Origin of the sequence: Nocardioides sp. Root240 (assembly GCF_001428825.1) — a bacterium.
In the GTDB taxonomy this organism is placed as follows: Bacteria; Actinomycetota; Actinomycetes; order Propionibacteriales; family Nocardioidaceae; genus Nocardioides.
This window is the reverse complement of record NZ_LMIT01000010.1, coordinates 629,960-648,798: the sequence shown is the minus strand read 5'-3', so window position 1 is coordinate 648,798 and position 18,839 is coordinate 629,960. Positions and strand designations below refer to the sequence as shown.

General features: G+C 69.9%; 18 protein-coding genes. 12 read left to right on the top strand and 6 right to left on the bottom strand.

The genetic code is table 11. From position 1 onward, the window contains the following. Positions 1-874 precede the first annotated feature (874 nt). Together ASE20_RS13060 and ASE20_RS13055 are read left to right on the top strand one after the other, a co-directional pair. Positions 875-1,477 (top strand): hypothetical protein, encoded by a 603-nt coding sequence (locus tag ASE20_RS13060; protein ID WP_157538520.1) that lies wholly within the window; start codon positions 875-877, stop codon positions 1,475-1,477. Positions 1,478-1,495: 18 nt separating this feature from the next. Continuing rightward, positions 1,496-2,002 (top strand): hypothetical protein, encoded by a 507-nt coding sequence (locus ASE20_RS13055; protein ID WP_056894955.1) that lies wholly within the window; start codon positions 1,496-1,498, stop codon positions 2,000-2,002. Positions 2,003-2,703: 701 nt separating this feature from the next. On the opposite strand, the gene ASE20_RS13045 is transcribed toward ASE20_RS13055, so the two are convergent. Continuing rightward, positions 2,704-3,441 carry a nuclease-related domain-containing protein gene (locus ASE20_RS13045; RefSeq protein WP_082612357.1) on the bottom strand — a complete coding sequence of 246 codons (738 nt, stop codon included), beginning with the start codon at positions 3,439-3,441 and terminating at the stop codon, positions 2,704-2,706. A 385-nt stretch (positions 3,442-3,826) separates the two neighbouring features. Here ASE20_RS13045 and ASE20_RS13040 point away from each other — a divergent pair, with 385 nt between their 5' ends. The 6 genes from ASE20_RS13040 to ASE20_RS24740 all read left to right on the top strand — a co-directional run bounded on the left by ASE20_RS13040 (position 3,827) and on the right by ASE20_RS24740 (position 8,816). Further along, positions 3,827-4,273 carry a hypothetical protein gene (locus ASE20_RS13040; RefSeq protein ID WP_056894952.1) on the top strand — a complete coding sequence of 149 codons (447 nt, stop codon included), beginning with the start codon at positions 3,827-3,829 and terminating at the stop codon, positions 4,271-4,273. A gap of 84 nt (positions 4,274-4,357) precedes the next feature. Further along, entirely contained in the window at positions 4,358-4,921 is a 564-nt protein-coding gene (locus ASE20_RS13035) for an SMI1/KNR4 family protein (RefSeq protein WP_200952788.1), read from the top strand. Positions 4,922-5,084: 163 nt separating this feature from the next. After that, positions 5,085-6,569, top strand: coding sequence for an SMI1/KNR4 family protein (locus ASE20_RS13030; RefSeq protein ID WP_056894950.1), 1,485 nt, complete (start codon positions 5,085-5,087; stop codon positions 6,567-6,569). Positions 6,570-6,868: 299 nt separating this feature from the next. Further along, the gene (tuf, locus tag ASE20_RS13025; RefSeq protein WP_056894949.1) at positions 6,869-8,056 is read left to right on the top strand and encodes an elongation factor Tu; all 1,188 of its coding nucleotides are present in this window, start codon (positions 6,869-6,871) and stop codon (positions 8,054-8,056) included. Between the two features lie 410 nt (positions 8,057-8,466). Then, positions 8,467-8,658, top strand: coding sequence for a hypothetical protein (locus tag ASE20_RS13020; RefSeq protein ID WP_056894948.1), 192 nt, complete (start codon positions 8,467-8,469; stop codon positions 8,656-8,658). Continuing rightward, on the top strand, positions 8,655-8,816 hold the full coding sequence (locus tag ASE20_RS24740; protein ID WP_157538519.1) for a hypothetical protein: 162 nt from the start codon (positions 8,655-8,657) through the stop codon (positions 8,814-8,816). Before ASE20_RS13020 ends, ASE20_RS24740 begins: the two co-directional genes overlap by 4 nt. Positions 8,817-8,841: 25 nt before the next feature. Here the strand turns inward: ASE20_RS24740 and ASE20_RS25930 are convergent, their stop codons facing one another. The 3 genes from ASE20_RS25930 to ASE20_RS13010 all read right to left on the bottom strand — a co-directional run bounded on the left by ASE20_RS25930 (position 8,842) and on the right by ASE20_RS13010 (position 11,088). Beyond that, positions 8,842-8,955: a helix-turn-helix domain-containing protein gene (locus tag ASE20_RS25930; RefSeq protein ID WP_157538573.1), complete on the bottom strand. Its 114-nt coding sequence runs from the start codon at positions 8,953-8,955 to the stop codon at positions 8,842-8,844. A gap of 435 nt (positions 8,956-9,390) precedes the next feature. Then, complete coding sequence (locus ASE20_RS13015) at positions 9,391-9,954, bottom strand: DUF5994 family protein (protein ID WP_056894947.1); 564 nt, start codon at positions 9,952-9,954, stop codon at positions 9,391-9,393. Positions 9,955-10,044: 90 nt separating this feature from the next. Next, entirely contained in the window at positions 10,045-11,088 is a 1,044-nt protein-coding gene (locus ASE20_RS13010) for a fatty acid desaturase family protein (protein ID WP_082612355.1), read from the bottom strand. Positions 11,089-11,259: 171 nt separating this feature from the next. On the opposite strand from ASE20_RS13010, the gene ASE20_RS13005 reads away from it, so the two are divergent. Together ASE20_RS13005 and ASE20_RS13000 are read left to right on the top strand one after the other, a co-directional pair. Beyond that, positions 11,260-11,952, top strand: coding sequence for an NAD-dependent deacylase (locus ASE20_RS13005; protein ID WP_056894946.1), 693 nt, complete (start codon positions 11,260-11,262; stop codon positions 11,950-11,952). A 35-nt stretch (positions 11,953-11,987) separates the two neighbouring features. Next, positions 11,988-12,716, top strand: a complete 729-nt coding sequence (locus ASE20_RS13000) for an LppX_LprAFG lipoprotein (RefSeq protein ID WP_056894945.1) — start codon at positions 11,988-11,990, stop codon at positions 12,714-12,716. A gap of 73 nt (positions 12,717-12,789) precedes the next feature. Here the strand turns inward: ASE20_RS13000 and ASE20_RS12995 are convergent, their stop codons facing one another. Further along, complete coding sequence (locus ASE20_RS12995; RefSeq protein WP_157538518.1) at positions 12,790-13,551, bottom strand: TetR/AcrR family transcriptional regulator; 762 nt, start codon at positions 13,549-13,551, stop codon at positions 12,790-12,792. Between the two features lie 124 nt (positions 13,552-13,675). Between ASE20_RS12995 and ASE20_RS12990 the strand changes: the two genes are divergently transcribed. Both ASE20_RS12990 and ASE20_RS25020 read left to right on the top strand, forming a co-directional pair. Beyond that, a complete protein-coding gene (locus ASE20_RS12990) occupies positions 13,676-15,832 on the top strand; it encodes an MMPL family transporter (protein ID WP_056894943.1) in 2,157 nt (718 codons plus the stop codon). Positions 15,833-15,894: 62 nt separating this feature from the next. Then, positions 15,895-16,533, top strand: a complete 639-nt coding sequence (locus tag ASE20_RS25020) for a response regulator (RefSeq protein ID WP_162261012.1) — start codon at positions 15,895-15,897, stop codon at positions 16,531-16,533. Here the strand turns inward: ASE20_RS25020 and ASE20_RS12980 are convergent. Continuing rightward, entirely contained in the window at positions 16,496-18,661 is a 2,166-nt protein-coding gene (locus ASE20_RS12980; protein WP_157538516.1) for a hypothetical protein, read from the bottom strand. The two genes, ASE20_RS25020 and ASE20_RS12980, sit on opposite strands and share 38 nt — an antisense overlap. Positions 18,662-18,839: the final 178 nt, after the last annotated feature.

Here is an 18,839-nt window from a genome sequence, read left to right as displayed (position 1 = left end):
CCGTATTGCCGGACTGGTGACGGTTGTCGTTGGCTTGGCGTGCATGGGTTGGGGGGTGAAGGAGTTCAGGTCGCCGAGCAGTTGGCGCAGTCGGCCTGAATGGTTGAGGGAGTATGAGGCCCGAGCGAGGCGTTGAGCGGCGCGACGGGGACGGATGTCAACGCGATCTGTGCGGCGGCTGGGTGGGCGACGGTCTCAACTACCTGTTCTTTGGGGACTGAGCGAGTCAGGAAGAACTGAATGCAAACCCAAGTATCTGCGCCACCTTTAGCGTGGCTTGAGGTGGCCCTGACCTTCCTGCCAGCTGCGGCGTGCCTCGCTGCGGCATGGCGCGTCCGTTCCGGCTGGGGTGGACGAGCGTCCCAACTAACGCAAGGCTCTCCTTGGAGTGAGTTTCTTGTGAAGGTCGTATTCACGGCCATGCCGTTCGCCATAGCGGCCTTCTTCGTGGCGCTCGGGGGCGGGTTGTGTGCCCGGCTGGCGTACGACACCGGAGCCGAGTGGATCCGTATCGCCGGGCTGATCGCCTTCGCGGTTGGTTTCGTTTGCTTCGCCTGGGGACTCAAGGAGTTCCGATCGCCCAGTCGTTGGCGTCCCAGGCCAGAGTGGCTGCGGGAGTACGAAGCCCGAGCGAGGCGTTGAGCAACGCGACCGCGACGGATGTCAACGTGACTTGCGTTCGCTGCTCGTGAATCGATCTGCTGCGCCGCCCATCGGCACGCGTTGCGGGAAGATCTCGATCCGCGAGCGGTCGTTGGATCTCCCTTGCCGTTGCGTAGTCGGTTTCGCCGAGTTCAACGAAAGCTCGCGATTGACTGCGCGGTAGCCGTCACCAGCGCGGACGAGATTCTGCCGCGACCGGAAAGAGAGCCCAATGAAGAACCCTCTCGACCAAGCAATTCAGCGGTGGATCACTCCTGTGTTGGTGGATGCCGGTTTCACGCGAAAAGGACGCAAGTTCTCTATCGAAGCCCCCGACGGCAGTACGGGCGAGATCGAGGTTGTCCGATCCTTACAAGGAAGGCACGAGGCCGAGTTCCAAGTCGACTTCTTCGTCTCACCCAGAGTCTGGGCTGAGTACCAGTTGTGCGCGAACGGTATACAGGGCGCTCACCTTTGGTTTGAGCGACTACGTGGCGTCGGCGACGGCACACCGTGGGACTCACAGTGGTCGTTTGACGTCGCTGACGAGCGAGCCGGTGCGCGACTACGAGAAGCAATCGAGCAGAAGCTCTTGGAGCAGCTGCCCTTGCTTGATCAGGCCAATCTGCTGAACTACAGCCGTAAACCGCGCAGCGAGGCCCGTGGCGTCACCGCCCGTCGCGAGGTGGTGGTGCCTGCGCTTCTAGCGGCGCAAGGTCCGTCAATCGAACTGGACGAGATGCTGGCAGGGCTCGGAAACGACCCGGAGCGGCGTGAGGCCGACGAGAAGTTCGTTGCCTTCATTCGCGAATGGCTCGCAGAGAACTACAGGTGAGGTTGTGATCTGGTGGGTATGACTTCTGGGTTCGTTCTGTTCGCGGCCGTGGATCCAGAGGCGCTGACGCTTTTGGGAGAGGTTGAGGACGCGGAGAGGATCGGAGCAGGGCACGTCGTGTGGTGGTCGGCTTTGGTCGACGAGGACCTGTTCTGGGCGCGCGAAGAGATCCTGAGGAGGATCGTCGAGGCCACAGGGCGGCCGGCACTGCTGGGGCTTACGTTGGACAGTGACTTCCTCGGCGTCGTCGGTCGGACTGTCGAGGGCTCACTTTGGGACGGCGTCGTTGACCGGGAGGCTGCCGAGGACTATCGCGAGGAGGGTCTCGCCGAGGAGTATGACGTGGTCGTTCCGGAGTTCGCTGCACCGGAGGTCGCCGTCCGTGAGGCCATCGCCTGGGCCGAAGCCGCCGGGCTCTCAGCGGATCGCTCAGCCTTGGAGGCAATGTTTTCCGAGCATGAGTGGGAGAAGCCTGCCGATCAGTACTGGATGGATCTCCTCTCCGCAGTTGGTCTCGGAGGGTGAAGCCTCGTGCGCCCCAATGGGTGCGCCGTGACTCGGGCGACTACGAATCGCACGTGTCGAGCCCACGCACTCTGATTTTTGACGTAGGGGAGCAGGCTTGCAAACCGCAGGTTCGACGCCACCGCTGACCTGGGTCGAGGTCGCCTTGGTAACCCTCGTGCCAGCGGTCCTTGGGGTCGCAGCGATGTGGCGTGTCCGATCCGGGAGGGGGAGGACGTTCGTCCCGCTTGGTGCCGGGTGCGCCTTGGAGCGAGTTCTTGGCGCGGCTCGTCTTTGCGGTGATGCCGTTTACCGTCGGAATGGGTCTGATGGCGCTAGGCAGTGCGCTGGGCGCCCGGTTGTACTACGAGACAGGCGCTGGGTGGATTCGTATTAGCGCGCTGGTGATCGTGGCGGCCGGTTTGGCGTGCATGGTCTGGGGAGCGAAGGAATTTCGATCGCCCAGCCATTGGCGCCGCGGGCCGCAGTGGCTGAGCGAGTACGAGCAACGGTTGAAACGCCCGCGGCGTAGCCGATGATTGCTGTCTCAAATAATGTCGCAGTCCTTTCTGCACGATGGGGTGCTGTGTCCCGAAAGCCGCTGTCCGCAGCACCGACGTTGAGGAGTTCGCAATCCCCGCGGGCGCGACCCCGGACGGTCGACCGCACACCAGATAGCGGCGCTTCCGCCGCCTTAGACCGCACCGGCTCCGAGCCATCCCTCAGGAGGCGAGGGCCCGAATCACCATCTCCCACACCTGCTCGATGCGGTCCGCCGAGATCCTCGACGGTCGCGTCCGGAGCCAGTCGGCCAATCGGTCGCCGTGCACGAAGATGCACCGATCTTCGGTCACGCCCTGGGGGAAGTCCGCCCACAAGACCATGACAGGCATGACCCAGACGTTAAGGCGTGATGCGGCTAGAACCCGGTCGTGTGTTTCCTTTGCCAGGGCCATCGCATGTCCTGCTCCGGGGTGGGTGTACCCGAGCGCCGGGTTGTCGAACCGCTGGACGGTGACCCGGCCGTCGCTGACGGTGACAGTGCCGCTGAGCCGTTTTGAGTCGAGGAGGAACACCCCGCCCCGTCCGACGACGAGGTGGTCGATGTTGCCGTGGTGGGCGGATAGGTCGTGTGTCACCATCCATCCTTCGGCTTCGAGCGGTGCGAGGGCAGCAGCGGTCGCTTCTTCGCCCCAAGCGCCGGTCTGCCAGTTCTCGATCCACCCCGGTGGGCTCATGCGGGCAAACAGGTTGAAGCAGAAGGCCGCGCCGCCGAACACGCCGGCGATCCAGGCGAGGGACGGCCAGACGGTGGCGATGGCGAAGGAGCCGGCGATCACCGAGCCGCAGACCGCCCCGAGAGCCAAGAAGACTTTGCGGTTGCGTCGTCGCCATGATCGGGTCAGGGCGTCGTACTGCGCCTGACTGGAGCCTCCAGGCTTCCCCTTGGATGAGGACATGTCATGAGCATCGCGAAAACACTACGGCGCGCGAGGCAGAACGAAGAAGGATCGCCGCGGCGACTCTCGACTGGCGGAGCTTGAACAGGTGCAGGCAGTCCGCAGAAAGTCCGCACGACGTTGGGTAACGGCCGTAGGTCGCAGCAACGACAAGCAGCACCGATGCTTCGTTTGTGCAGGTCAGAAGGACTTTTCAAGCAATGGCACGCATTAGTCGCCGACACCCAGGAAGCCCTCGAATCCTCCCCCTGGTACTACTGAATCGTCGCGTTTGCGCAGGTCAGGGGCCTGTGGGGCCTCGTGCGTGGCAGGCGCGTGGCATGAATCGCGATCGATGATCGCGTCGAGAGCTCGCGGACCTGTCCTTCGGTGACAGACTCCGGGGATGGAGATCTCGTCGGTTGGCGACGGCTTCGCCGACGTCCGACTCGCCCGTGCTGAGGTGCTCGCGATCCGGAATATCTCCGAGCGCGCTGGGATGGTTCCGTTCGAGCTGCGTGGGCCGCACGAGATCTTCGAGCGGCTCGCGTCGCACTTCGGCGCGCTCGCTGAGTCTCTAGCCAGGTCTTCGTTGGTCACGGGCCGCTCGACCTACGTCGAGCCTGGGCAAGCCACTTCTCGCGACGAGTTCGGCGAGTTCGTTCTGGGAGTACTGGCGGACTTCGACGAGTCGGGCGACATCGAGTGGGAGAACAACACGCTTGGTCGCTTCTTGGACGGACTCAGCGCGTTCGCGCTCGCCCGCGTCAACGGCCGCTCGGACGACGATCAGGAGCAGCCATCCTGGAAGTTGTTCGCGGAGCTGATTGCCGCCGCGACCGGATACGAGTAGCGCGGCCCGCTAGCGTCGGTCCCTGTGAATGTGACGCCGACTCGCCGGCACCGAGGTTTGGTGCTCTGGGGCCCGTTCGAGGACGTGGACGCTGCCGATCTGGATCGTGTTGAAGACCAGATCGGTGAGCGCCTTCCCGACGACTTCAGAGCCTTTCTCCTCGTGGCCCACGGGGGAACGTTGCCGTACGCGGTCCGGCTGCCGCCCGGGGACGAGGCAGGCCACCTGATCGAGTTCAGCAGCTTCGCCGGCCTGCGTGGCGACTGGAGCCTCTCCCGTCGCTGGGCCGACTTCCCGGCCACTTTCATGGCGGACCACCTCCCGCACGGACTGCTGGAAGTCGCGAATGACGGTGGAGGTTCGTGCCTGTACGTCGACCTTCGACCTGGCACGCGCGGCAAGGTCTGGGCCTTCGTCCACGGGCTCCCGGAGTGGACGGGTCTGAACCGCACGAACATGGGAGGCGAGGTCGCTGAGAGCTGGGACGCCTACCTCGACCTGCTCACGATCGACGAGGACTACGCCCGCGACGTCTGGGAGGAAGCCGTTTCGAGTCCCGACGCATCGTGGATGACTGCGGTGACAGCGTGGCTGGACTCGGCCCTGCCGAACTGGCGTTCTCGCGGCTGGGCTCGACTCAAATCCTGACCGGGATCGAGCCACGGTGACCGGCGCCCAAGATCAGGCCGGCGCTGACGCCCGAGGGGCGAGGGAGCACATCCACGGAGGCGTGGACGGTGCGCGCTTGGTAGGGCTCGTCGGTCGGCGCATTGCACGCGCGAGGTGCTGACCCTGGTGGCATGATCCCGTCATGTTCGGACGACGCCGACGCGAGCAGGCCCGGTCCACGAGCGAGTCCGTTGGGGCGGCCGGTCCCGACAACCCGGACGTCGTGCTGGCCCAGACGATCGCACGGCACTTCGAGGGTGCCGAGGTCAGCGGCAGCGCGGCGGCGATCGGGCTCGGTGGGGTCATCATCGACTGCCGGGTCGACCAGCTCGTCCCGACGAACGGGCAGGTGGCTGCCTCCCTGTTCTTCAACATCTCGGGCGGCGCACTCGGGACGGCGCCGATCTTCGCCTCCAGCAGCGGGTACGGCACGTCCGACCTCGAGGCGATCGTCGAGGGCGGTTGCGCCTGGTCGTGCTCATTCGGGCCTGTGCTGAGATCGGCGCTGGCCGACGAACCGGAGCCCGACGTCGACACCTTCGACGTCGCGCTCGACGGCCGGCCCTTCCGGGCGCACGTGGCCGCCCTCAACCGGTTGATGGGTACGCCCGGCATCGGGGAGCCGGGCGACGTCATCCGTCGGACGCGGGAGGCGCTGGTCGGTGACGACCGCTGGCTCACGCGCAAAGTCCTCGATTCGGGCACGCTGCCGCTCGTTTCGACGGCCACCGCCACCGTGCTGAGCGCCTTCGTCATGGAGCTCTCGGACCATCGAACCGTCGAGGTGAAGGTCAACGGACGAGAGTGGGTGGCGAGCAACCTCGATGCGTTCGCCGGCCCTCACGTGGGGGCTGAGGGGACGGCGACCCTCATGCGCGAGCTCGCCGTGCTGGTGCCGCAGGGAGGTCGCGTGGCCCGGTCGGTCCCGTTCCGGCGCGACAGCCTGCAGCGCACCCTCGACGGCTTCGAACCCGCGACGGCCGAGCCCTGGCGGGCCGACGGTTGGCAGGGGTGGTCGGCACATCGTGGTGCGCTCGGGCGGCCGCTGGACGTTGCCGAGGTCCGTGCGCTGGAGGCGGCCGCAGGTCAGCTGCCACCGGACTACAGGGCCTTCTTGGTGGACGTCGCCGGCAGCGGCGCGGGGCCGGGCTACGGCCTGATCCGGCCGGCGGTCGTCGGTGACGGGGTGATACCCCTTGCCCATGCCGGGTGCGGGGTCACCTGGATCCTGCGCCTCGACCCGGACCATCGCGGGGAGGTGTGGGTCGACGCGGCGGGAGCGGACGAGACCTTCACGCAGGTCGCACCCACCTTCTCCGAGTGGTACGACGACTGGCTGGAATCGGCACTGCGCGGTGGCGTGTGGAGCCAGTGGGACAACTCGGCCTGTGCGACGACGGGCGTCCTGAACCAGCTGATCACATCGCTCGACGAGCGGGGTGAGCTGGGGCCGCGGCCGATCAACCTGCAGGGCCGGATCGGCCCGGGCGGCATCGCGCTCTCGCTGGGGGCGGGCTACCTGCCAGAGGGCAGCGCCGGCGATCCGTGCCACCCGTGTGTCGCCCTGGCGTCGCGGTTCGGCCTCGGCCCAGCGATCTTCAGCCCCGGGGTGCTTCTCCAGCGTTAGCGCGAACCGCCCGCGACCGGACGCCCCGGGAATCCGGTGGCCCCACCCGGCGTTCGACCCCTACCGTGATCACCATGTTCGCCGCCCGCACCTCGCTCCCGACAGCAGTCCTGTCGATCGCAGCGCCGTGCGCCGACGCGGCGAACGTCGTGCTGGCCGGCGCGCGACGCTGACCCTCCTCCCGCCCCAGCGGGACCGAAGGAGGAGGGTCGTCCCTCTCTCCGGTCCCGGGCGGGCGGCGCTGGCATGCCGCCGCGCACCGTCGTACGCCAACGACTCACTCACAGGAAGCAACACCCATGGCCAAGAGCCAGTTCGTGCGGACCAAGCCGCACCTCAACATCGGGACGATGGGTCACGTCGACCACGGCAAGACCACGCTGACGGCTGCGATCACCAAGGTGCTCGCGGACGCCGACCCGACCCAGAACACCTTCGTCGCCTTCGACGGGATCGACCGGGCGCCGGAGGAGGTCCAGCGCGGGATCACCATCAACATCGCGCACGTCGAGTACGAGACGGCGACGCGTCACTACGCGCACGTCGACATGCCCGGCCACGCCGACTACGTGAAGAACATGATCACCGGCGCCGCCCAGGTAGACGCCGCGATCCTGGTCGTGTCGGCGCAGGACGGCGCCATGCCGCAGACGCGGGAGCACGTGCTCCTCGCCCAGCGGGTCGGCGTGCCGTACCTCGTGGTGGCGATCAACAAGTCCGACGCGGTCGAGGACGACGAGCTGCTCGACCTCGTGGAGCTCGAGGTCCGTGACCTGCTCGGGGAGTACGGCTTCCCCGGGGATGAGCTGCCGGTGGTGCGGGTGTCCGCGCTGAAGGCGCTCGAGGGCGACCCGCGCTGGACGCAGTCGATCGCCGACCTCTTGCAGGCCGTCGACGACTACGTGCCGGTGCCCGAGCGCGAGCTGGGCGAGCCGTTCCTGATGCCCATCGAGAACGTGCTCACCATCAGCGGTCGCGGCACTGTCGTGACCGGTGCCGTCGAGCGGGGTTCGCTCCGCGTCGGCGACGCCGTCGAGGTGGTCGGGCTCGGGCCCACGGTGGCCAGCGTGGCGACCGGCCTGGAGACGTTCGGCAAGACGCTGGACGAGGTCCGCGCCGGTGACAACGCGGCGGTGCTGCTGCGCGGCATCCGCCGGGAGGACGTACGACGGGGCCAGGTCCTCGTCGTACCGGGCTCGGTGCGGCCGCACGCGCGGTTCACGGCCAACCTCCACGCGCTCAGCACCGCGGAGGGCGGGCGGCACACGCCGTTCGCCGCCGACTACCGCCCGCAGTTCTACTTCCGGACCACCGACGTGTCCGGAGGCATCGACCTGGGGGACGTCGAGCTGGTGCTGCCGGGCGACACGGTCGAGGTGACCGTCGAGCTCGGCAAGGCGGTCGCGATGGAGGCCGGCCTGGGGTTCGCCGTCCGTGAGGGCGGTCGTACCGTCGCCGCCGGCACCGTGACGGGCCTGCTCGACTGAAAGGACCACTGCGCCCGGTCGGCGAGAGATCGCGGACCGGGCGCAGTGCCGCGCTGAGCAGCGTGTGCCCAGTACGTGCCCCCAGCTCGTGGTGTCGGTCAGGTCAGGACCAGGACGAGTGCGGCTGCGATGGCGAGCACGACGAGGACGAGGGCCAGTCCTGCCGTCTCGTCGGCATCGCTGGGGCCGGGATGGTGGTCCTGCACGGTCATGGCGTCTTCCCCCTTTGTCGCCGGCGGCCTGCCGGCACGCCGGTGGTACCCCCGGGGCGATCGGTCATTCTCAGGTGACGGTTCCGAGGGAGGCGGTATGACCGGACGGGCCAGGGGTACCGGGCACGAGCCTCGCCAGGAAGCGGCGGGCTTGTTCGATCGCGCCGCTCGCGGCGCACCGACCCGAGGAGAGTCGTCATGTCGCAGGTCGTCGAGAAGGCGCGCGAAGAGGATCGAGCCGCAGTCCACCACTTCATCCGGCTCATGGGGCACGCCCCGACCGACGAGGAGCTCACCGCCTTCCGGCAGCGGCCGGTCGACACCGAGCGGGCCCGTCGTCGCACGATGGGCCTCCGGCCCCGGGCGGCCCGCCTGCTGGTCCGGCTGTGATCGCCCAGCAGGTGCGTCAGCCGTGCACCTTCCACGAGGCGCAGCGCATCCTCGAGCACCTCGAGTCGTCGATGGCGTGCGCCGGTGGGGTCGGTACGTCGGCCGCCGCGCCGTTCCTGAGCGGTGGCGAGGCGTCGTACCCGGAGCCCCCGGACTGACCGGAGTGCCGCCGGGAGCCGCGCGTCAGGCCGGGATCAGCGTGGGCAGCTGTCCGCGCGAGCGCACGCCGAGCTTGTCGTAGACCTTGCCGAGGTGGCCCTCGACCGTCTTCTCGCTGATGAACAGCTGCTCGGCGATGGCCCGCCCGTGACCGCGACGCGGCCTGGGCGGACACCGGCGGCGAGGAGCTCGCCGTGCGCCTGGGCGGCGAGGCGGTTGGAGCCGGAGTGGACGGCGAGCACGCCGGCCCGCCCAACTGGGAGGGCGAGTCCTCGAGGACGGCGACCGCCTCCTCGAGGATCGGTACGGCGTCGGCGGGTGTGGTCGCGGCAGCGGCCCGCAGTGTGATGCCGATGGGCCGCGGGGCGCCGTACCTGCGGGCGAGGCGGAACTCCTCGTCGACGAGCGGGACGGTTTCGTCGTGGCGACGGAGCGCGCGCAGCGACAGGGCCGCGGCGGTGCGCCAGGGGATCACCGCGGGGTTGATCGCGTCCCACGACGTGGGGCCGTCCCTTCCCCGGACACCTCCACCGATTCGGTGCACGCGGATCGCCCGGAAGGCCGGGCGGTCCGTCACTCCGCTGACCGGGGGATGGAACCGCCCTCGTCGTCCCAGACGCTGTAGTCGAGCAGCAGACCGCGCTGGTCCCGCTCCGTCCACGGATGGGCGGGCGTGGTGATCAGCGCCAGCAGCGCCGTCGCGTCCTGCGTGTTGCGCTCGTCGGCGGCGCGCTCCATCAGGGCGAGTGCCGCGCGCTGGTCGGTCGCGCTGGGGACGACGAGGACGTGGAGTCGCTCGCCGGTCGAGAGGACGAGGACCATGACATGGGTGTCGTCGTGCGGGAACCAGCCGACCTTGACCGGACCCCGGCCGACGCTGACCTTCCGCGGGTAGGTCCCGGTCCCGTCCGCGCTCCACGGCAGGTCCCAGTCCGGCGGGGAGAACAGGAGCCGGGCGATCCGGCCGATCCCGTCGGGGAAGTGGTCGACGAGGTCTGCGCACTCGACCTGGAGGTCACGCGACTGCGGCCACCAGGCGCCGTCGAGCGGATGCAGTCGCGATCCGTGGTGGGCGGCCAGGCGCAGCGGGGCGCGCTGAGCGGGCTGGCGGGTGACGGTGGTGGTCGACGTCGTCATGACGTCCCCTTCCGTGCTGTCCTGCGTGCCGGACGGGCCCGCGTAGCAGCGTGGTCGTCCTCCACGCTACTCCCCTGGCCCTGATCCACCTCAGGTGCTGGCGGACCCCACGCGCCGCAGGTGCCTGAGGCCCGCGGAGTAGGACGCGTACGCCGAGCACTCGGCGTAGGGAATGTGGTTCCTCGCGCAGAAGTCGCGGACCACCGGCTGGGCGTGGCGCAGGTTCGCCCTCGGCATGCTGGGGAACAGGTGGTGCTCGATCTGGTAGTTCAGGCCGCCCAGGACCGCGTCGGTCCACCACCCGCCGCGGACGTCCCGGGAGGTGAGGACCTGACGCAGCAACGGGTCCCGGGCCTGGTCGGCGACGAGGACCGGCATCCCCTTGTGCCCCGGCGCGAAGGACGCGCCGAGGTACAGGCCCTGCAGGCCCTTGTGGAGCGCCAGGAACACCAGGGCCTGGCCCCAGGTCAACGTCGTGACCAGCAGCAGCGCGTAGCCGAGGAGATGGGTCGCCAGCAGGGTCAGCTCCGCGAGGCGCCATCGTGCGCCCGGGCGCAGTAGCGCGCGGACGCTGGACACGTGCAGGTTGACCGCTTCGAGCGTCAGGAGGGGAACGAACAGGGCGGCCTGGTGCCGGGTCCACCACGCGGCCGCCCCACGGCGGCTGCGTGCCTGGTCGGCATCCCACACGAGCGCTCCGACGGCCACGTCGGGATCGCGCGCCAGGTCGTTGGGGTGGGCGTGGTGGGCGTTGTGCTTACCCACCCACCAGCTGTAGCTCAGGCCGCTGAGGAGGTTGCCGGCCAGCAGGCCCAGGGCCCGGCTGCGTACGGCGCTGCGGGCCACCTGGCGATGCCCGATGTCATGGCCGAGGAAGCTGGTCTGGGTGGTGATCACCGCCATGGCGGGCGCGAGCGCCACCAGCCACCAGGCGTCGGGCCGGAGCAGCATCGTCGTGACGACGGCCGCGAGTGCCGTGACCAGCACGACGGCCTGAGCGGCGTACGGTCCGGGGCGCCGACGCAGCAGGCCCCGCTCACGGACCTCCCGGACCAGCTCTGCGTAGGCGCCGGTCGGCGGCTGCGGTGCCTCCGGGCCGGGCGCGGGGAGGAAGGGAGCTGTTCGAGTGGCCATCGGCCACCGCCTCGGGGAGCTGCATCGTGGATCGTGGGTGGGTCCCACCGATTGCAGTCCTGTCGACACTACCCCCGCCCACCCCATGCGCGGACGCGCGCGGGCCGAGTGGGCCCCGGTCCGTGGTGGACCCGTGACCCCCGTCACCCGTCCGGCGGGTAGCCTCCGGTCGTGCCCCAGATCGTCGTCCTGACCGGTGCCGGCATCTCCGCCGAGAGCGGGGTGCCGACCTTCCGCGACGCCGACGGCCTCTGGGAGGGCCACCGGGTCGAGGACGTCGCGACGCCCGAGGGCTTCGAGCGCGACCGGGCGACGGTCCAGCGCTTCTACGACGAGCGCCGGGCCGCGCTGCGCGGCGTCGAGCCGAACCCGGCCCACCGGGCGCTGGCCGAGCTCGAGGAGACGCTCGGCGACGCCCTCCTCGTCGTCACCCAGAACATCGACGACCTCCACGAACGCGCCGGATCGCAACGGGTCGTGCACATGCACGGGGAGCTGTTGAAGGCGCTGTGCCGCTCGTGCGGGATCGCCTCGCCGTGGGAGGGCACGCTGCTCGACGAGCCGGCCTGCCCGGGATGCGGCGAGCCCGACCTGCGGCCCGACGTGGTGTGGTTCGGCGAGGTGCCCTACGAGATGGACCGGATCACCGACGCCCTGACCGAGGCGAGCCACTTCGTCTCCATCGGTACGTCGGGCGCGGTCTACCCCGCCGCGGGCTTCGTCCAGCACGCCCGCCGGCACGGCGCCCGTACCCTCGAGCTCAACCTCGAGCCGAGCGAGGGCACCCACTTCTTCCACGAGGCGCGGCACGGCCGCGCGGGCGACCTGGTGCCGGTCTGGGCCCGCGAGGTCCTCTGGACCTGAGGCGGATGACGGCCCGGTCCTTGTACGGTTCCGTCATGCGCTCAGCACTCTCGATCCTCGCCGTTCCCGTCCTCGCCCTCGGCCTCAGCGCCTGCGGCGACGACGACAAGAAGGCCTCGGACTCCAGCAAGGACGACGCGAAGTCGTACTCGGACAGCTCGATCGACACCATCGCCGACGACGTCGACAAGGCCATGAAGGGCCTCGAGGCGGTGCACCTGTCGGGCAACGTCGACGACGACGGCCGGACGATCCTGATGGACGTCACCGTCAGCAAGGGTGACTGCGAGGGGCACCTGGAGATCAAGGGCCAGGGCTCGATGGACATCATCTCCGTCGACGGCGCCTCCTACTTCAAGGCCGACGACGCCTTCTGGAAGAGCCAGGCCGGCGAGCAGGCCTCGATGATCACCGGCATGATCGGTGACAAGTGGGCCACCGACTCGACCGACGACGAGGGCTTCGCGGAGCTCTGCGACCTCGACAAGCTCCTGTCCGACATGGACTCCGGCGACGTCACCGACGACAACTCCAAGGTCACCGGCACGGAGAAGGTCAACGGCGTCGACACGGTCTCGGTGTCGTTCACGTCCGACGACGGCAACCCCGGCACGGCGTACGTCGCCGCCACCGACCCGCACTACTTCGTGCGCATCGACGTCCCCAAGGAGGGCTCGATGACGTTCAGCGACTTCGACAAGCCGCTCGACGTCCAGAAGCCTGCGGACGACGAGGTCGTCGACCTGGGCACCCTCGGCAGCTGATCTGCTCTTGACGGATCTTGCGTCATAGGCTCCGTGGGCTCCAGCCCACGGAGCCTATGACGTCAGCGGCGGACTACCGCGCCGCGAGCTCCTCGTCGAGGATCACGGTGAGCCGCTCCCGGTCCTCGTCCAGCCCGAGCGGCCCCAGCCAGTCCAGCAGCGTCGCACGGAACAGCTGCCCCGACTCGATCACCCGCGGGTCGCAGTGGCCGGTGGACTCGAGCGTGACCACGCCGTAGAGCGCCGACCACGAGCGCATGTAGATCCACAGCAGCCCGCGGTCCTCGGTCGGGATGTGCTCGGCCTTCGCCGGGATCAGCGGGTCGAGCACGGCGTCGCGGATCACCGGCACCAGCTCGTCGAGCGCCGGGAACGGGAAGCGGCGCTGCTCCCAGATCTGCCAGAGCAGGTCGGTGAAGTAGTGCCCCGAGGTGGACACGGTGAGCAGCTCGCGCCGCTGGGTGTCGGCCTCGGCGATGGGGTTCGCGAAGACCAGCGCGAACTCGCGCGGCTTCGTCAGGGCCCAGTTGCGGAAGCGCACGCAGGCGACGGTCAGCCGGGCCGCGGGGTCGTCCTCGGGGAACCTCTCGGCTGCCGCCGCCCACTCCGCCGTGGCCGCCTTGTCGAGCTCGAAGGCGACCAGGTCGACCAGCTGCTGGTAGTTCGCGACGTACCGGTACAGCGCGGGCGCGGTCATCCCCATCCGTCCCGCGACGGCGCGCAGGGACAGGTCGGCGCCCTCGGCGAGCAGCTGGGCGGAGACGGTCACGATCTCGTCGTACGTCGCCTCCCGCTGGCGTTCGCGTCGGGTGGCGGGCGCGCGCACAGGGCCCACGGAACTCCTTCGAGAGTGCGACTGCCCGAGACGTCCGAGCACTTGACGGGTTAAGTTTACACCGTTTACCGTGAATGGTGTTAACGAAACTGACGGAGTTTCACTGACTGCTGGAGGAACCGCCATGATCGAGCGATGGGGCGCCCTGGTCGTACGACGGGCCGTCGTCGTCCTGCTGGTCGGTCTCGGCCTGACCGCCGCGGCGGCGATCGCGGGCATCGGCCTGGAGGACAAGCTGGACGCGGGCGGCTTCGACGACCCCAGCAGCCAGTCGGCACGGGAGCTCGCGGACGAGCGCGCCACCTTCGGCAACCGCTCCGTCGACGCGATCGTGATCTTCTCGAGCAAGGATGCCAAGGTGACCGACCCGGGCTTCCGGGCCGAGGTCGAGCGCGCGATGGCCGACGTGCCGGACGGCACCATCCAGTCCGCGCAGACCTGGTACGACGTCCAGGACCCCTCGATGCTGAGCAAGGACGGCCACGCGACGGCGGTCTACGTCTCCTTCGAGGGCGAGACCCAGGACGACTTCGCCGACGCCTTCGAGCGGATGGAGCCGGTCGTCGAGGAGAGCTCGCTCGACGTCGACCTCGCCGGTCCCTACGCCGTCTACGTCGACGTCAACGAGGAGACCAAGGCCGACCTCCTGCGCGCCGAGCTCGTCTCGATGCCGATCGTGCTGCTGCTCTCGCTGGTCATCTTCCGCAGCGTGGTCGCCGCGCTCATGCCGCTGCTGGTCGGCCTGGTCGCCGTGGTCGGCGCCCGCGCGACGATCGCCGGCCTCAACGAGCTGGTCAACGTCTCGATCTTCGCCCCCAACATCATCACCCTGCTCGGGCTGGGCCTCGCGATCGACTACGCCCTCTTCGTGGTCTCCCGCTTCCGTGAGGAGATCGCGCGCACGCCCGACGACACCCGCCAGGCACTGGTCCGCACGATGGCGACGGCCGGCCGCACGGTGGCCTTCTCCGCGCTGACGGTCGCGGCGGCGATGAGCTCCCTGCTGGTGTTCCCGCAGACCTTCCTCAAGTCCATCGGGTACGGCGGCATCGCGGCCGTGCTGATCGCGATGGTCGCCGCTCTGACGGTCCTGCCCGCCACGCTGGCGCTGCTCGGCAAGCGCATCGACTCGCTCCGGATCCCGTTCCTGCAGCGCGCCGGCGGGGTCGAGAGCGACCACGGCGCGTGGGCCCGGCTGGCCCGCGCGGTGATGCGCCGCCCGGTCATGGTCGCGCTCGGCGTGGTCGCCCTGCTGCTCGTCGTCGCCTCGCCCTTCCTCGGCGTGAAGTGGGGCAGCGTCGACTACCGCGTCCTGCCCGACGACACCCCGTCGCACCAGGCCTCCGAGCGCCTCAACACCGAGTTCGGTGGCGAGCGGTCGACGGCCAACGTGCTGGTGAAGGGCGCGGACGAGACCGCGCTGGCGTCGTACACCCGGTCGCTGGAGGGTGTCGACGGCGTCGTCGACGTCCGTCCGGTGGCCTCCGAGGGCGACACCACGCTGCTGCGCGCGGCGTGGGAGGGCAACAGCCAGTCGTCCGCGTCGCAGCAGGTCGTCCGCGACCTGCGCGCCGTCGACGCCCCCGACGGGGCGGAGGCGCTCGTCGGAGGCCTGACCGCGGACACCGTCGACCTCGCCGAGTCCGTCGGCGACCACCTGCCGCTGATGGGCCTGATCGTGGTCGGCGTGATGCTGGTGCTGCTGTTCCTGGCCTTCGGCTCGGTGGTGCTGCCGCTGAAGGCGGTGCTGATGAACGCCTTCTCGATCACCGCCTCCTTCGGCGTGGTGACGTGGATCTTCAGCGACGGCCACCTGGCCGACCTGCTCGGCTTCACCCCGCAGGGCTTCCTCGACCTGACCAACCCGATCGTGATGCTGGCGGTGCTGTTCGGCCTGTCGATGGACTACGAGGTCTTCCTGCTCTCCCGGGTCCGCGAGCAGTGGGACGCCACCGGCGACAACGACCTCGCCGTCCAGACCGGTGTCCAGAAGACCGGCCGGATCATCACCAGCGCCGCCCTCCTGCTGGGTGTCGTCATCGGCGCCTTCAGCCTCAGCGGCGTGGTGTTCATGAAGATGCTCGGCCTCGGCATGCTGGTCGCGATCCTGGTCGACGCGACCGTCGTACGGGCCCTCCTGGTGCCCGCGACGATGAAGCTGCTGGGGCGCTGGAACTGGTGGGCGCCCGCTCCGCTGGCCCGCTGGTGGGAGCGCTACGGCTTCCGGGAGGGGGCCGACGAGGACCCCGCCCCCGTCGACAGGGTTCCCGCCGGAGTCTGAGAAGGGGTCGCAATCTCTCGATTCCACCCGAACGACCCTTGTCAGGTGGACATACTGCTCTCGTGGGGACAGTGATCAGGGTCGGCGCCATCGATGACCATCCGGTGGTGCTCTCCGGTGTGGGCGCGGCGCTGACCCAGTTCGCCCCCGACCTGCAGCTCGTCGCGATCGCGGACTCGGCCGACGCGCTGATCGCCGCGGCACCCGACGGGCTCGACGTCGTCCTGCTCGACCTGCACATGCCGGGCCAGGCGGCGGCCGAGGAGTCCGTCGCCAAGCTGGTCGACAAGGGCATGGTCGTGCTGCTGTTCACGGCGGAGGAGAAGCCCGTCCCGGTACGACGGGCGATCGCCGCCGGCGCCGCGGGACTCGTGCTGAAGGTCGACCCCGTCGAGCAGATCGCCCGGTCGATCCGCGAGGCACTGGCCGGCGAGCTCGCGTGCTCGGGCCAGGTGGCCGCCGCGCTGCTCACCGACGCGTCGTTGTCGACCCGGCTGTCGGAGCGGCAGATCGAGATCCTCCAGGCGGTGAGCACCGGGCTGCCGTACCGGCTCGTCGCCCGCCAGCTCGGCATCAGCGAGGTCACCGTCCGCGAGCACCTGTCGCGCGCGGCCAAGGCCTACCGCGAGGGCGGCGTCGACATCGGCAACGTGCACGGGCTCATCAGCCGCGCACGGGCTGACGGCCACCTCGACGAATGAGGGTGGCGAGGTCGGGCGGGCCGGAGAGCACGCTCGCCTCGGGCTCGGCCGTCACCTGCCACGCCACCGGCAGCAGGCGCGGCAGTCGTTCGGCGACCTCCGGCGCCGGCCCCGGGACGGCCACGATCGTGACCTCCTCGGAGGTCCCGGAGATCGTCACCTCCTGGATGCCGGTGCCGCGCACCGCCCCCAGCGCGGCCGCGAGGGTCCGGGTCGCCGGTGGCGACTCGGCGAGGATGGTGTGAACGCGAACACCGGCTCGCCGCAGCATGTCGAGCTCGGTGCGCAGCGCCTCGTGGCCGGGCCCCGGCAGGTAGAGGCAGTCGCGGACGGCCTGGGCCAGCCGGGTCGGTGACGGCTCGGTCGGCGCGTCCGGGGCGCCCACCGCGCGCAGCGCGACGACCACGGGGCGCAGGGTCGGCCCGAGCGCGGACAGCACCGCCGCCGCCCGCGCGGTGACCTCGGGGGCGGCCGGCTCGGTGAGCACGCGTCCCGCACGGCGGCAGACCGAGACGATGACCGCGACGAACATCGCGTTGAGCGGCTGCACGAACAGGATGTGCGGCAGGTCGGCGGCCGGCGCTCCGACGTCGAGCGCCACCAACGTGATCACGACGGCGTTCGGCAGCAGGAGGAGCAGCACCATCCGGACCGAGACCACCCAGGCCAGCGCGAGCGCCGGCAGCGTGCTGAACTCGATGATCCAGGACTCCGCACCTCCCATCCCCTCGGCGGACACCGACGGCAGTGTGAGCGCCAACACCCCGGGCGGTACGACGGCGACGACCAGCAGCACCACCGGGTGCACCGGTCCCCGGGACATCGCCACGGTCAGCACCAGCACCATCGCCACGATGAGCGCGGCCCCGGCGTAGAGCCACGGCTGCGGAGGGATGTCGAGCGTCAGCAGCGCGGCCGTCGCGAGGTAGCCGGCGGCCAGCACCGCGCACGCGTGCCGGGCCACCCGGCCCGGGTCGATCACCGCGGCGCGGATCAGGCGGTCGTGCTCGGGGGCGAGGCCCAGCAGGCGGGACACGATCCGCGCCCGCCACACCAGCTCGACCACGGTGCCGCTGGCAATGCCGTCGACGCGCGCGGTGCCGCCGATCGACTCGACCCGGCCGATGATCGCGACCCGCATGCCGACCCCGGGCTTGCCGGAGAAGCCGGTGCCGGGGTCCTCGATCCGGATGCGCAGGCCGGTCGGGCGTCGCACGACGGTGAGGGTGGCGTGGCGCTGGCCGCTGTGCCGGGCCACGTTCCGCAGCGCCTCGGTGGCGGCACCGACCATCGCCTCGCGGACCGCCTCGGGCAGGTGCGTGCGAGGGCCCTTGACCACGACCTCGACGTCGAGCATCTCCCGGCCGGCCGCGGCGCGCAGGGCGGCCACCACGTCCGACACGTCCTCGCCGTGGGAGGGCCCGGTCAGCCGGGCCAGCGCCGAGGCGGCCGCGCTGCGGGTGTCGGGCGAGCCCGGCATGCTGCCGACGGCCAGCAGGGTGGGGACCAGGTCGTCGTGCAGGAAGGCGGCGGTGTCCAGCTCCGCGACCGACAGGTGGGCGCGGTGCACCTCGCGGTTGGTCGCGATGACCTCCTCGGCCCGCGCCGACGCCCGCCGCATCTGGGTGACCAGGTAGAGCGCCGCGAACGCGGTGCCGCAGATCAGCACCACCTCCTGGGCGCCGTACCGCAGGCCCTCGGTGTCACCCGTCGCCCAGCGCAGCCCGACGAAGAGCCCGGCCAGCAGCAGCATCGGTACGACGGCGCGGTGCCGCCGTACGGCGATCACCATGAGCATCGGCTCGACCAGGTGGATGATCGGCGAGTCAGCGGCACCCGACAGCGGCACGTGGTCGCGTGGCATGAGCGATCCACCGACCAGCGCGACCGTGCACAGGAAGACGTCGAAGCCGGTCGGCACGCTCGCGAGGCAGCGCACCGCCGCCGTACCCACACACCCGATGACGAGTCCCGCGAGCAGCAGCTCGACCGGGTCGGACCGGTCCCAGCTGCCGAACTGGGCCGCGAACACCAGCGTCTTGGTGAGGATCACCATGCCGATGGACAGGTGCAGGCCTCGTTCGACGGAGGCGCCGAACGAGCGCGCGACCGGTCTCCGTGGCCCCATTCCAGCGAATCTAGAGGCAAATGCCCGGCGGCGCGGGAGTTCGGTCACACCAGGCGGAAGGTCCTCGATTTCACTGGTTCCACGCAGCCGGTCAGGTCACGACAATGGGGCACGGACCGCACCGTGGGGGAAGTGGTCCGTTGCGAGAGGTGCGCCGCGCCCGCCGATCGCCGCCGGA